Annotated in this window: 9 protein-coding genes; all 9 read left to right on the top strand. The window is 57.0% G+C overall.

Translation table 11 applies throughout. The annotated features are described in order from the left end of the window. Positions 1–153: 153 nt before the first annotated feature. The 9 genes from HMPREF2980_RS07935 to tyrS all read left to right on the top strand — a co-directional run bounded on the left by HMPREF2980_RS07935 (position 154) and on the right by tyrS (position 12888). The gene (locus HMPREF2980_RS07935) at positions 154–675 is read left to right on the top strand and encodes a hypothetical protein (RefSeq protein WP_049341773.1); all 522 of its coding nucleotides are present in this window, start codon (positions 154–156) and stop codon (positions 673–675) included. 235 nt (positions 676–910) lie between these two features. Further along, positions 911–2038, top strand: coding sequence for a phenylalanine--tRNA ligase subunit alpha (gene pheS, locus HMPREF2980_RS07930; protein ID WP_070594156.1), 1128 nt, complete (start codon positions 911–913; stop codon positions 2036–2038). A gap of 3 nt (positions 2039–2041) precedes the next feature. After that, complete coding sequence (pheT, locus tag HMPREF2980_RS07925; RefSeq protein WP_070691298.1) at positions 2042–4612, top strand: phenylalanine--tRNA ligase subunit beta; 2571 nt, start codon at positions 2042–2044, stop codon at positions 4610–4612. Positions 4613–4804: 192 nt separating this feature from the next. Then, positions 4805–5584, top strand: a complete 780-nt coding sequence (locus tag HMPREF2980_RS07920; protein WP_070687941.1) for a hypothetical protein — start codon at positions 4805–4807, stop codon at positions 5582–5584. 398 nt (positions 5585–5982) lie between these two features. Further along, positions 5983–6468, top strand: a complete 486-nt coding sequence (locus tag HMPREF2980_RS07915) for an arginine repressor (RefSeq protein WP_049341759.1) — start codon at positions 5983–5985, stop codon at positions 6466–6468. Between the two features lie 153 nt (positions 6469–6621). Continuing rightward, positions 6622–8211, top strand: coding sequence for an AMP-binding protein (locus HMPREF2980_RS07910; protein ID WP_070691297.1), 1590 nt, complete (start codon positions 6622–6624; stop codon positions 8209–8211). Between the two features lie 134 nt (positions 8212–8345). Further along, the gene (locus tag HMPREF2980_RS07905) at positions 8346–8921 is read left to right on the top strand and encodes an adenine phosphoribosyltransferase (protein ID WP_049350164.1); all 576 of its coding nucleotides are present in this window, start codon (positions 8346–8348) and stop codon (positions 8919–8921) included. A gap of 201 nt (positions 8922–9122) precedes the next feature. Continuing rightward, a complete protein-coding gene (locus HMPREF2980_RS07900; RefSeq protein ID WP_070691294.1) occupies positions 9123–11417 on the top strand; it encodes a HelD family protein in 2295 nt (764 codons plus the stop codon). Positions 11418–11583: 166 nt separating this feature from the next. After that, positions 11584–12888 (top strand): tyrosine--tRNA ligase, encoded by a 1305-nt coding sequence (gene tyrS, locus HMPREF2980_RS07895; RefSeq protein WP_049350166.1) that lies wholly within the window; start codon positions 11584–11586, stop codon positions 12886–12888. The last annotated feature ends 630 nt before the right edge of the window (positions 12889–13518 follow it).

The raw sequence follows: 13518 nt of genomic DNA, 5'->3' as shown, positions 1-13518 counted from the left end.
GAGGGGGATTTATGCGCCGTGTAATCCTGACTTGTGTGTTTGTTGGGGAGGGGATTTTGTCATATATGGGTTCGACACGGATACATACTTTGGAAACCAATCGGTAGGCGGGTAGTATTGAGGGAGAAATCACATACGTATTGGGAGACAATGATGACTGCTCAACCCCCGTTTGATCCGGGTGCCTACCGCTCCGACGCGGTTCCCTCGGACACTCAAGCTATTTATATTCAGGAAGGCGGCGCTGAGCCGCGCGGAATTCTGTTCCACTCGCCGACCAAGCACCCGAAGATTCTGCGTCTGCAGGAGATTATGATTGTCTCCGCGCTGCTCTGCTTGATTCACGGTGTTATTTCCTCGTTCGCACCGGGTAACCTGTCCCCGCTGAAGGGTCTGCCGGAGGTCGGTGCTGCAGGTGGTATCGGTCTGCTGGTTGTTTCTGCGGTTGTGTACATCTGGGTCTACTTCACGATTCAGAAGGGCAAGCGTCTGGGCCTGACTGTCGGTCTGATTTTTGCAATTCTGGGTGCGTTCGTGGCGATCCTGTCTCTGATTGGTAATGTCATTGACGCTCAGCGCTACGGCTTCGTGCCCCTGTACGCGGCATGGTTCATTGCGAACGTGCTGTGGATTCGTGCTTCTTTCGACCCGGCTGTGAAGCAGGCTCTGAAGTAGAAGTACCCTCTTCAACGTTGTTGTTGAGGCTATATACCTAAGAACGCCCGGATGGACTATCCGGGCGTTCTGCTGTTTGCGCTTCGTTCTCTGGTCTAAAATGGATAGGATATGCGCCCGTCGCCAACCCTGCTCCGCACCCTGTGCGGGTAGCCGGGGGAGAGCAGATGGTGCTGCCTAAGGTGTATAACGAGCCAGCCGGTATAGTGCCGGTGGTATGCAGAGAAGAGTGACAATGACCGATTCCGTGCAGGAACACGAGGGTCTTAACGGCCCGGCTCAGGTTCTCGCCCGCATTGCGCAGGTTCTGGAGGAGAACCCCGAGAACGGTTTGGACGCTATCCGTGAGGCTTTTGAGGCTGAGCGTGAGCGCGCCCGCCAGGAGATTCGCGAGAAGGCTAAGGACTTTGACAGCCTCAAGGAGGTGCGCCTGAGCTTCTTCGGTGAGAAGGGCATCATGAGCATCGCTAACCGCCAGATGCGTGATCTTCAGAACCAGCACAAGGGCCCGGTGGGTAAGCTGATGGGGCAGGCTCGTGCAGCCCTGACTGAGGCTATTGAGGCTCGTACCGCTGAGCTGGAGGCTGAGCGTGAGGCTCGCATCCTGGCTGAGGAAGCTGTGGACGTTTCTGCTGCTTCGCCTCGCCGTTCCCTGGGCGGCCGCCACCCGATTGCTCTGATGCAGGAGCGTCTGACCGATATCTTCGTTGGTATGGGCTGGGAGGTTGCTGACGGCCCGGAGCTGGAGTCTGAGTGGTATAACTTTGACGCTCTGAACATTAAACCGGATCACCCGGCACGCGAAATGCAGGATACTTTCTACGTTGAGCCGAAGAACGCTCACCTGCTGCTGCGCACTCACACGTCGCCGGTGCAGATGCGCTCGCTGCTTTCGCGTGATCTGCCGCTGTACATTGTGTGCCCGGGTCAGGTGTACCGCACCGATGAGCTGGACGCGACCCACACCCCGGTCTTCCACCAGATTGAGGGCCTTGCCGTGGATAAGGGCCTGACCATGGCTGACCTGAAGGGCACCCTGGAGTACATGGCACGCGCCATGTTCGGTGAGGACGCTAAGATTCGCCTGCGCCCGAACTTCTTCCCGTTCACTGAGCCTTCCGCTGAGCTGGATTTGTGGCACCCGAACGCTAAGGGCGGCCCGCAGTGGATTGAGTGGGGCGGCTGCGGCATGGTGAACCCGAATGTTCTGCGTGCTGCGGGTATTGACCCTGAGGAGTACTCGGGCTTCGCTTTTGGTATGGGTATTGAACGTACCCTCATGTTCCGTAACAACGTCGCTGACATGCATGACATGGTTGAAGGCGACATCCGTTTCTCTGAGCAGTTCGGGATGGAGATCTAAATTATGCGTGTACCCCTGTCATGGCTGCGCGAGTTCGTGCCTGTAGCTGAGGATGCTTCGGCTGAAGATTTGATGGCAACCCTGGTGAAGGTTGGCCTGGAAGAAGAAGACGTTCACCGCCCCTCTGATGAGCTGTCCGGCCCGATTGTGGTTGGTCAGGTGCTCTCCATGGAGCCGGAGACTCACTCTAACGGCAAGACCGTGAACTGGTGCCAGGTGCGTGTGGTTCCGGAGGGTCAGGAGCAGACTCTGACCGGTAAGGGCATTGAGCCTTCCGGCGTTCAGGGCATTATTTGTGGTGCCCACAATTTCGTACCCGGCGACAAGGTTGTTGTGACCCTGCCCGGCGCTGTTCTGCCCGGTGGTTTCGCGATTACTGCCCGTAAGACCTATGGTCATAAGTCGGCTGGCATGATTGCCTCTACCCGTGAGCTGGGTATTGGCGATGATCACGGCGGCATTCTGGTGCTTTCGACTCTGGGCCTGGACCCGGAGGTCGGCACCGACGCGATGGAGCTGCTGGGTCTGTACGATCAGGCTGCTGAGGTGAACGTGACTCCGGACCGCGGTTACGCGTTCTCTCTGCGCGGTATCGCTCGCGAGTGGTGCCACGCTACCGGTTCTTCCTTTGAGGATTTTGTGCTGGCGTACGGCGAGCGCGCCCCGGAGGCGAACGAGTCCGGTCACCCGGTTTCTCTGCGTGATGACGCTCCGATTCACGGTAACCCCGCATGCACTCGTTTCGTGATGCGTGAGGTGTCGGACGTGAAGGCGGATGCGCCGGTTCCGACCTGGATGTCTTCGCGTCTGCGTCTGGCGGGTGTGCGCTCGCTGTCGCTGCCGGTGGATATTTCGAACTACGTGATGCTGGAGACCGGTCAGCCTCTGCACTTCTACGATGCTGACAAGGTTCAGGGTGAGATTGTGGTGCGTCGCGCCGCTGCTGGCGAGAAGCTGGTGACTCTGGACGGTGTTGAGCGTACTCTGCATCCCGAGGATATTGTCATTGCTGATGATTCCGGCGTGATTGGTCTTGCCGGTGTGATGGGTGGCGCCTCGACTGAGGTGACCGATTCGACCACCCGCATTCTGGTGGAGTCTGCTCGTTTTGATGAGGTGTCGGTGGCTCGTACTGCTCGCCGTCACAAGCTGATTTCTGAGTCTTCGAAGCGTTTTGAGCGTGGCGTGGATCCGCAGATTCAGGCTGCTGCCGCTCAGCGTGCGGTTGAGCTGCTGGTTGAGCTGGCTGGCGCTCAGGTTGAGCCGGGCGTGACCGACGTGTCCCTGGGCTACGAGCCGGTCGTGATTGACCTGCCCGCTGATTACACTGCTGGTCGTATTGGCGTGGATTACTCGCCGGAGCAGATTGAGTCTTGCCTGCGTGAGATTGGCTGCTCGGTGGAGCGTACCGAGTCTGGTTACGCGGTGACTGTCCCGTCGTGGCGTACTGACCTGCGTGCGAAGGAGGACCTGACCGAGGAAATCGCACGTATTGACGGTTACGAGAACATCCCCTCGACTCTGCCGGTGGCTCCTGCGGGTCGCGGTTACACTCCGGAGCAGGCGGGTAAGCGTCGTGCGCTGAACGCGCTGGCGGCTTCGGGCCTGACTGAGGTTTTCGCGTACCCCTTCGTGTCGGCTGATGCGAACAACCTGTGGTCGGCTCCGTGGGTGAGCACCCCTGAGAACCCGGTGACTGAGGTTCCTTCGGTTCGCCTGGAGAACCCGATTTCTTCGGCTGAGGGCTGGATGCGCCGCTCGCTGCTGCCGGGCCTGGTTGAGGTTCTGAAGCGTAACCTGTCTCGCGGTTTCAAGAACCTGGCTATTTTTGAGGCGGGTCACGTGTTCATCCCGGGTGAGCAGCTGGGTTCGGAGTCTATTCCGCCGCTGGGTGCTCGTCCTTCGGATGAGGTTCTGGCTGATTTGAATGCCGGTATTCCGCATCAGCCCACTTTCATTGCTGGCCTGTTTGCAGGTACTGAGCATGAGGTGATGCCCGGCGCTACTCCGCGCGCTTACGATTGGCGTGACGCCCTGGACGCTGTGCGTCTGGTCGCTGACGCTGTTTCGGCTGAGATTCAGATGCGTAACGGTGTGCATACTGCATTCCACCCGGGCCGTGTGGCTGAGGTTCTGAACGCTGCCGGTGAGCGTGTTGGTTTCGCTGGTGAGCTGCACCCGAAGCTTCTGCAGGAGCTGAACCTGCCTGAGCGTACCTGCGCGTTTGAGCTGGATTTCTCGGCGCTGTTTGCTGGTCGTGTTGAGGCGCGTCAGGCTACTCCGGTGCTGACTTTCCCGGCTGCTACTCAGGACGTGGCGCTTCTGGTGGACCGCGATCTGCCTGCTTCTGAGGTGGAGCGTGTTCTGCGTGAGGGCGCTGGCGAGCTGCTGGAGGACATCCGCGTCTTTGATGATTACCGCGGTGTCGGTATTGATGAGTCGAAGAAGTCTTTGGCGTTTGCTCTGCGTTTCCGCGCACCGGATCGTACGCTGACTGCTGATGAGGCGTCGGCTGCTCGTGAGGCTGCTGTGGCTGCGACTGTTGAGCAGCTGGGTGCGGAACCGCGTGTCTAACCGGGTCTAACCCTATGGCGTAACGCCTAGTGCTGACGGGGTGGGAGTTGTTGGCTCCCACCCCGTAGCTTTTGGCGTTGCGTGGTGGGTTTACCTGTTGGGCTGGTTTATGAAGCGTTGATAAGCGCTTTCAGTGGTGAACTCATGTGGTTATGGGTACCCTAGAAGATAGATGAAGTGAGGGAGAGAGTAATGGCTAATCGAGAGAACTCGCGCGAACAGGATGAGCTGTCGCAGTCTGAGGTCGAAGAAACCTACTTTGAGGATTCTCAATACGATGACTCTGAGTATGAAGATTCTGAGTATGAGGAGTACGACGAGTACGAGGATTACGACGACGAGGAAGAGAACTCCTCTCTTTTCGCGATGAGTGAGGAAGAGCTGGATGACCGTCCGGGCGTGAACTGGCTGTCGGTTCTTTCTGCTGTTGTTGCGGTTATTCTTTCCATTGTTTTGGCTATTGCGGGTGTCCGTGCTTTTGCGTCGGTGAATAATAACGCCGAGTATGCCGGTAAGAGCTGGGTTATTCAGGGCACCTACCAGGATTTGACTCCTGACCTGATTACGAAGGGTAATGTGGCTCGTTATAAGGGCAACCTGCCTGCTGATGACGCGCTGAATGGTAAGACGTATGTGTCGAACCTGAAGGATAAGTATCAGGTGACTTCGGGCGCTCCGATTGAGTTCCGAGGTTCGCAGACTGGTGATGTTCCCTCGGAGTTCCCGCGTGAGGTGGATGGCCTGTTGGTGGAAAAGGACGGCAACCTTGAGGTCGTCTACACCGCTGAGAAGGGCACGTTGAAGCCTGTGACTGAGGACAGCGTGAATGCTGAGCGTTTTACCGGTATCGCAAGTATTGTTGGTGCGGTGCTGGTGCTTCTGCTGGGTATGGGTTTTGCTGTGTGGCTGAACCGCCGTTCGCGCGATGTCGAGTATGAGGACCTGGACGGTCTGGTGGAGGACGAGCGCTAGGCGTTCTGAATCTTGAGGATTGGCCGGTTGACGTTTTGTTGAGGGAGCCTGTTTCTGGCGCACGTGGTGTTGCTGGAGGCGGGCTCCTTTTTCGCGCTCGCCTACCGGAAAGTCTCTTGACCGGCGCAACGCGCCAGCCCACAATGTTCTTGCACGCTATGCATTCATTGCGAGGTTATGCGCCCGAATGTGTAGATACACGCTACATTCGCGGCGTTTAGTGTGACAGCTGGTGAGATAAACCCTGAAAATTCCCCCATATCTTGGAATAATCCATATTTGATGCGCATATTTATGTGCATATGTATTATCTTGGGTAGTAAAGAATGTTGCGCTGCGCCACCGTTGGGCAGCTCCGTTCTGAATTCGTGATTGGCACCGTAGGAAGAAGAGATATTATGCCTTTCCCCTCGACCAAGATCGCGCGTCAGGCACGCATCGTTGAATTGCTGCAGACCCGACGTATCCGCTCCCAGGCTGAACTGGCGCAGTACCTGACCGATGATGGTATGAAGGTTACTCAGGCGACCCTTTCCCGCGATCTTGTTGAAATTGGCGCTGAGCGCATCCGTGATGAAGGCGCCGGCTTGATTTATGCTGTGCCGAATTACCCTGCTCGTCGTGGCGGCGGCACTGCACCTGATGCCCGTATGATTTCCCTGTTTAAGGAGCTGCTGATTACCGCTGAGGGTTCGGCGAATATTACGGTTCTGCGTACTCCTCCGGGTGCTGCGCAGTTCTTGGCTTCGTCTATTGATCAGGGCGGTCTTGAAGCGATTATGGGCACTATTGCCGGTGACGATACGGTAATAGTGATTACTCGTGACCCCAATGGTGGGGCTGCGCTTGCCGAGAGCTTCTTGGATTGGTCTGCTGCTCAGTAGTAGTTGGGGCGTATCTTGCGCTGTTCTTCTGATGTTTCGGGGGAGCGGTTGAAGGTACGCCCTTCTGCTGTCTTCGGGCTCTTTTTGCGGGCTTCTAGCTCGGCTTCTCTTTTTCTAGATATACCGATTTTTCTGTGGTGAGAGTTTTCTATCATGTCTGAAATGCACGATTCAGCGAACAATATTGCCTACCTTTTGGCGGAGGCTGCTTCCGGTTCTGGGGCTAAGGCGGCTTTGACGATTCCGGCTTCTGACTCTGCTGATATGCAGGTGGTGAGCTACGCGCAGTTGGCTTCTGCTGCTGCGCAGGTCCAGCGTCATGTGGCGGCGCTCGGTGTTGAGCGTGGTGACCGAGTGGCGTTGTCTATGCCGAATGTGGCGTTGATGCCGGCGTTGTATTACGGCATTGTGGCTGCGGGTGCGATTTGTGTTCCGTTGAATCCGCTGTTGTCGGGCGCTGAGCTGGAGTATCATCTGCGCGATAGCGGGGCGAAGGTGCTTTTTGCTTTTGCGGGTACTCGTCTGGCGTCGGAGGCACTCTCGACGGTGCCGGTGAAGAACGGTTCGGTTCGTTGCGAGATTTTCACCGGGGGAGAGGGTTCACCGGTGGCTCCTTTTGATGCACCTGCCGATAGTGCGCTGTCAGCTGCTGTTCTAGAGCCTGTCCCGGTGGCGGCGAGTGATCCGGCGATTATTCTCTACACTTCGGGTACGACGGGCAAACCTAAGGGGGCGACGCTGACTCACGCGAATATCCTCTCGAATGCTCGTAGCTGCGTGAGCGTTTTTGGTTTCACCGCTGAGGACGTCATTTTTGGTGGTCTTCCGCTGTTCCATGCGTTTGGTCAGACGGTGTCGATGAACGCGGCGTTTGCGGCGTCGGCTACGGTGGCTTTGCTACCTCGTTTTACCTCTGATGGCGCGCTGAATCTGATGGAGCGTGCCGGGGTGTCGGTGTTGGCTGCGGTCCCGAGCATGTATGTGTCGTTGGCGGCGGCGCTGGAGGCTGAGCCTGAGCGTGCGCGCTCGCTGCGTGGTCGCATCCGTTTCGGTATTTCGGGTGGTTCGCCGCTGCCTGCGCCGGTACATTCTGCGTTGAAAACGCTGATTGAGTGCCCGGTGTATGAGGGCTACGGTTTGAGTGAGACTTCGCCGGTGGTTTCGTTTAATCAGGCGGAGTTTGGCATGGTGCTCGGTTCGGTGGGTCGTGTGTTGCCGGGCGTGCAGGTGCAGGTGCGTTGCCCGGAAGGTTCCGAGTGCGCGCCGGGTGTGAGCGGTCAGCTGTGGGTGCGCGGTGAGAATGTGATGGCTGGCTACTGGAATAATCCTGCGGCTACTGCTGAGGTTTTTGACGGCGAGTGGTTTGCGACCGGCGACGTTGCTCGTGTTGATGAGCAGGGCAATATTTTTATTGTGGACCGTATTAAGGACATGGTTCTGCGTAACGGCTATTCGGTGTATCCGCGTGAGATTGAGGATATTCTCTATACCCATGAGCAGGTGCAGTCGGTAGCTGTGTTGGGCGTGCCGGATGAGCGTGTGGGCGAGGAGGTTGTCGCCGTGGTCAAGCCGCGTCCGGGTGCTGATGAGGGTGTGCTGCAGGCGGAGTTGAATGCGTTGGCGCGCACTCGTTTGGCGGCGTATAAGTATCCTCGCCGCTACGTGATGGTGGAGAGCATGCCGCTGGGGCCGACCGGCAAGATTCTTAAGCGTGACTTGCGGGTTGTGATTCAGCGGGGCTAATCCCGGCAGATGGTTCTTATCTCTCATCTGAGGACAAGAGCGGGTGAAGAGGGTAGAATTTTGTAGGCGGCTTCTACCGCGTTATTGTTCCCGGGCGTTTTTTCCGGGGCTATCCCCTTCACGAAAGAGAGAGCATGAGCGTTCCCGCTTCTGAGGCTTCGCGAACCCCTATTGAGCAGTTGATTCCGACTGCTTGCGCTACGATTCCGAATTACCCGCACGAGGGTATCCTCTTTTACGATGTGACCACTCTCTTCGCTAATGCTGAGGTGTTCAAGGCGTGCATTGATGAGCTGGCTACTCGTTTTGAGGGTCAGTTTGATGTGGTGGCTGGTGTTGAGGCTCGCGGTTTCTTGCTGGCTTCTGCGCTCGCGTACGCTACCGGCACCGGCATTATGACGGTTCGTAAGGCGGGTAAGCTTCCGCGTGAGACGTACCGTGAGGAGTATGCGTTGGAGTACGGTAGCGCGGCGATTGAGATTCACTGTAATGATTTCGCGCCGGGCACTCGTGTTCTTCTGCTGGATGATCTGCTGGCAACTGGCGGTACCCTGGTTGCCGCCGCGAAGCTGGTGGAGCGCGCGAACCTGAAGGTTGCCGGCGTTGGTGCTCTTCTGGAGCTGGAGGGTCTGGGCGGTCGTGAGGCGCTGGACGGTTACCGTCTTGAGACGCTGAGCTTGGTGTCTGAGTACCCGCTGCCGTCGAAGTAGTTTTATAGAGTTTGAGGCTTACCGCCCTTTGGGTGTGTAGCTGATAGTGATGAGGGGTGCCCTGCCGGTTGAGCCGGTGGGGCACTTTTCTGTGGGGGTAATATTTCTACCCTTCGGAGCCTGTCCTGTAAAATAGTGACCCGTATTTTTGGGTGCCTGTCGCGCCCTGTCTTTGAGACACCATAGGTTTAAGGAGCATACGTGTCATCTGAATCTTTACCCCAGCAGTCTGCTGATTCTTCGGCGGCTGAGAAGCTGTTTGCTGAGCAGATGGCTGCGGAACGTGAGTATGTTGCTCGCGTGTATGCTCGCCTGGATGAGCTCCGTGAGGAGACGGCTGAGAAGCTGGCTGCTGTGCGTAAGAATCAGGCGGTGGGCGGTCATCAGAACCGTTCGGAGCGTGACTCTTTTGCTACTCACTATGAGGATCGTTTGGCGCAGCTGAATGCTGTGGATTCTCGTCTGACGTTTGGTCGTTTGGATATGGACCGTGAGGGCGCTGATGCGGTGCGTTATATCGGTCGTATTGGTATTACGGATAGCAATCAGCAGCGTCTGCTGATGGACTGGCGTGCCCCGGAGGCGGGTACGTTCTATCAGGCGACTGCTTTCCACTCGATGGGTGTGCGCCGCCGCCGTCACCTGATGCTTGAGGGCCGCACTGTCGTAAATATTGAGGATGAGGTCTTCGATTCGGAGATGCTGCAGGATGAGAACACCCTCCACGGTGAGGGTGCTCTGTTGGCGGCGCTGAATAAGAAGCGTACCGGCCGCATGGGCGATATTGTGGCGACGATTCAGGCTGAGCAGGATGCGATTATCCGCTCGGAGCTGCCGGGTGTGCGCGTGGTGCAGGGTGGTCCCGGTACCGGTAAGACCGCTGTGGCGCTGCATCGTGCGGCGTATCTGCTGTACACGAACCGTGAGCGCCTGTCGAAGGCTGGCGTGCTGGTGGTTGGTCCGTCGAATTCGTTCATGTGGTACATCGAGCGTGTGCTTCCGTCGCTGGGCGAGACCGGCGTGGTGATGTCTTCGTTGGCGACCCTGTACCCGGGTCTGCGTGCTGTGCCTGAGAAGGATCGTGCGGTTGCGGCGCTGAAGGGCGATTTGCGCATGGTGAAGGTTATTAAGCGTGCGGTTGCGGATCGTCAGAAGGTGCCGGCTCAGGTTCAGCGTCTGAATGTTGAGGGTACTGATGTTGAGCTGACTCCGGAGATGGTTCGTTCGGCTCGTTCTCGTGCTCGTTCGACCGGCAAGCCGCATAATGAGGCTCGTGAGACGTTCGTGAAGATTCTGTTGAAGGAGCTGACCGCGAAGCTGGATGATCAGCTGAACCGTGCGGCGGGTCGTGTGGTGGAGCGTCCGTACCTGCAGGATGATGTGCGTGCTTCGATGGATGTGCGCCGCGCCCTGAACCTGGTGTGGATGCCGCTGTCGCCGGAGACTCTGTTGCGCTCGCTGTTCTCGAAGCCGCATTACTTGGAGTCTGCGACCCGTGAGCTGTCGAAGGCTGAGCGTGCTCTGCTGGCTCGTCCGGCGGAGGCTCCTTTCACTGAGGCGGATGTTCCGCTGCTGGATGAGGCCGCTGAGCTTCTGGGTGATTTTTCGAAGGTGACCGGTGCGGCTGCGGCGGCTCGTGCTGCGGCGGAGCATCGCGCGAACCTTGAGAACGCTGCGAAGGCGCTGGAGAATGTTCACCAGTCGCTGGAGGATATTGGCGCTGATGGCGTGATTACTCCTGAGCAGATTGCGATGATGAATGAGGTTCGTGGCGAGCGTATGACGGCTGCGGCTGCGGCTTCTGCTGATCGTACGTGGGCGTATGGCCATATTGTGGTGGATGAGGCTCAGGAGCTCTCGCCCATGCAGTGGCGTCTGCTGATGCGTCGTTGCCCGATGAAGTCCTTCACGATTGTGGGCGATATTGCTCAGGCTTCTTCTGCTGCGGCTGCTTCGTCGTGGTCGCAGGCGTTGGCGCCGTTTGTGGGTGAGCGTTTCACTCTGGATGAGCTGACGATTAATTACCGTACTCCGGCTCAGATTGCTGAGGCAGCGGTGTCGGTTGCTCAGGCTGCCGGTTATGAGGTGTCTGCGCCTCGTGCGGTGCGTGAGGGCAAGTGGCCTCCGCTGGTGCATGAGGTTGCCGCCGAGTCTGTCGTGGAGCAGACCGTGTCTGTGGTCAGCGAGGAGGTCGCTCATTCGGGTGGCGCTCTGATTGGTGTGGTGTGCCCGCCGAGCCTGTATGTTCAGACGGCTCAGGCTGTTGCTCGTGCTCATGCTGACCGTACGGGTACCGCGCAGACGGCTTTGGAGAATCAGGTGCTGGTTCTGACTCCGTGGGAGGCTAAGGGCCTGGAGTTTGATGTTGTGGTGATTGTTGAGCCGCAGCAGCTGATTGATGATGCTGATGGTGCTGTGGGTGACTTGTACGTGTCGATGACTCGTCCGACTCAGCGTCTGCACATGGTGGGTTCGCGGATGCCTGCGGGCCTGTAGTCTTCGTGGCTCTGTAGCACCTTTCTATTATTTCTTTGAGCCGGTGCCGTACCGGTTTGGGCGCTCGCTTGGGTTTTTCTGAGCGTTTGTGCCGGTGCGGTGCTAGGCTTGTTACATATTTTGTTCGAGCGCCTTCGGGCGTTGTTACCTTGTGAATGGGAGAAGCATGTCTGCCGAGATCCTCAACGCGCAGCATAATGACGATACCTTCGAGAATATTTGGCAGGAGCTGAAGTGGCGCGGCCTGGTGCACGTGAGCACTGATGAGGCTGCTCTGGAGAAGGCGCTGAGCGAGGAGAGCCTGACTTTCTATACGGGTTATGATCCGACTGCGGCTTCTTTGCACCTGGGTCACTTGGTGCAGCTGCTGGTGATGCGTCGTCTGCAGCTGGCTGGTCACAAGCCGCTGGGTCTGGTGGGTGGTTTCACCGGTTTGATTGGTGATCCGCGTCAGACTTCTGAGCGTGTGCTGAACTCTCCTGAGGTTGTTGCTGAGTGGGTTAAGTCTCTGCGCGCTCAGATTGAGCGTTTCCTGTCGTTCGAGGGTGAGAACGCTGCCCGTATGGTGAATAACCTGGACTGGAGCGGTCAGATGTCTGCTCTGCAGCTGCTGCGCGATGTTGGTAAGCATTTCCGCGTGGGCACCATGGTAAAGAAGGAGATTGTTGCGAAGCGCCTGAACTCTGATGAGGGCATTTCGTACACCGAGTTCTCGTACCAGATTCTGCAGGGCCTGGACTTCTTGGAGCTGAACCGTCGTTTCGGTTGTACTCTGCAGACCGGTGGTTCTGATCAGTGGGGTAACCTGACGAGCGGTACTGAGCTGATTCGTAAGGTGGAGGGTAAGAGCGTTCACGCTATTGGTACTCCGCTGATTACTAACTCTGATGGCACTAAGTTCGGTAAGAGCGAGGGTAACGCTATTTGGCTGAACCCGCAGATGTGCTCGCCCTACGCTTTCTACCAGTTCTGGCTGAACACAGCGGATGCGGATGTGGTGGATCGCCTGAAGGTCTTTACTTTCTTGACTCGTGCTGAGATTGCTGAGTTTGCTGAGAAGGTTGAGAAGGAGCCGTTTAAGCGTGAGGCTCAGAAGACTCTGGCGTACCTGGTGACTTCGCTGGTTCACGGTACTGAGGCTACCGATCAGGCTGTGGCTGCTTCGGAGGCTCTGTTCGGTAAGGGCGATTTCGCTGCTCTGGATGAGGCTACCTTGGAGTCTGTGGTTGCTGAGCTTCCTTCGGCGAAGCTGTCTGAGGACCGTCTGGACATGATTTCTGTTCTGACTGAGCTGGGCTTTGCGAAGTCTAACTCTGAGGCTCGTCGCATTCTGAAGGAGGGTGGCGCTTCGGTGAACGGCGTGAAGGTTCAGGGCGAGGACGCAGCTATTTCTAAGGATGATCTGCTGCACGGTCGTTTTGCGATGGTTCGCCGTGGCAAGAAGAACCAGGGTGCTGTAGAGCTGGTCTAGTCTCTTCTGACTTTCTCTATACATAGAGGGGGAGGGGTTCTTCTCTACTGAAGTATTCATTACTGAATGTTCGGTGGGGGAGTGCCCCTCCTTTTCTGTTCCCTATATACATTCCCTATATACACAGAGCCCCTCCGTCAGGAGGGGCTCTTCTTGTATCGCTCTGCTGCCCTCTGGCTCTGGGGTTTCTTGGTTTGTCTTTGTTGGCGAGGGCTTTGGGCGCCTTTCGACCCTGTTTTGGGGCTCCCGAAAGGGGAATTCGCAGATTTTTAAGGTTTTTGGAAGTTTTTTAAAGATTTTTTAGCACCCATAAAACGCACTGACTAGGCATTTTGATGTTTGTGAGGGTGTTTGGGACCCTTTCAAGGCCCTGTTTGTGGTCTACTTCACCCTATTTCGGGTTGCAGACCCATTTCGGCATCTGTATAGTTGTATGAGTCGCCGCGGCGAGGAGGAAAAAACGAAGAGTTTTCTTCGGTGTTTCTCCTAGTCAGAAGCGGTTTGACTGTCTTTCAATTGTATAGTGTTTTGGTTTCTTGCTGAGAAGATTCTTGATCATCTGAATGGTGATGGTGGAGGAGTTTAGGGAAGAAACATTGTGGTGTGAATCACGGAAAACGGATTTGCATG

The sequence above is a fragment of the Rothia sp. HMSC076D04 genome (assembly GCF_001814645.1).
GTDB lineage: Bacteria > Actinomycetota > Actinomycetes > Actinomycetales > Micrococcaceae > Rothia > Rothia mucilaginosa.
This window is presented reverse-complemented; position numbering and strand designations above follow the sequence as displayed.

Bases quoted from the DNA above. Each gene is read 5' to 3' on its own strand.
- HMPREF2980_RS07935 (WP_049341773.1), top strand. From the start codon at position 154: ATGACTGCTCAACCCCCGTTTGATCCGGGTGCCTACCGCTCCGACGCG.
- pheS (WP_070594156.1), top strand. From the start codon at position 911: ATGACCGATTCCGTGCAGGAACACGAGGGTCTTAACGGCCCGGCTCAG.
- pheT (WP_070691298.1), top strand. From the start codon at position 2,042: ATGCGTGTACCCCTGTCATGGCTGCGCGAGTTCGTGCCTGTAGCTGAG.
- HMPREF2980_RS07920 (WP_070687941.1), top strand. From the start codon at position 4,805: ATGGCTAATCGAGAGAACTCGCGCGAACAGGATGAGCTGTCGCAGTCT.
- HMPREF2980_RS07915 (WP_049341759.1), top strand. From the start codon at position 5,983: ATGCCTTTCCCCTCGACCAAGATCGCGCGTCAGGCACGCATCGTTGAA.
- HMPREF2980_RS07910 (WP_070691297.1), top strand. From the start codon at position 6,622: ATGTCTGAAATGCACGATTCAGCGAACAATATTGCCTACCTTTTGGCG.
- HMPREF2980_RS07905 (WP_049350164.1), top strand. From the start codon at position 8,346: ATGAGCGTTCCCGCTTCTGAGGCTTCGCGAACCCCTATTGAGCAGTTG.
- tyrS (WP_049350166.1), top strand. From the start codon at position 11,584: ATGTCTGCCGAGATCCTCAACGCGCAGCATAATGACGATACCTTCGAG.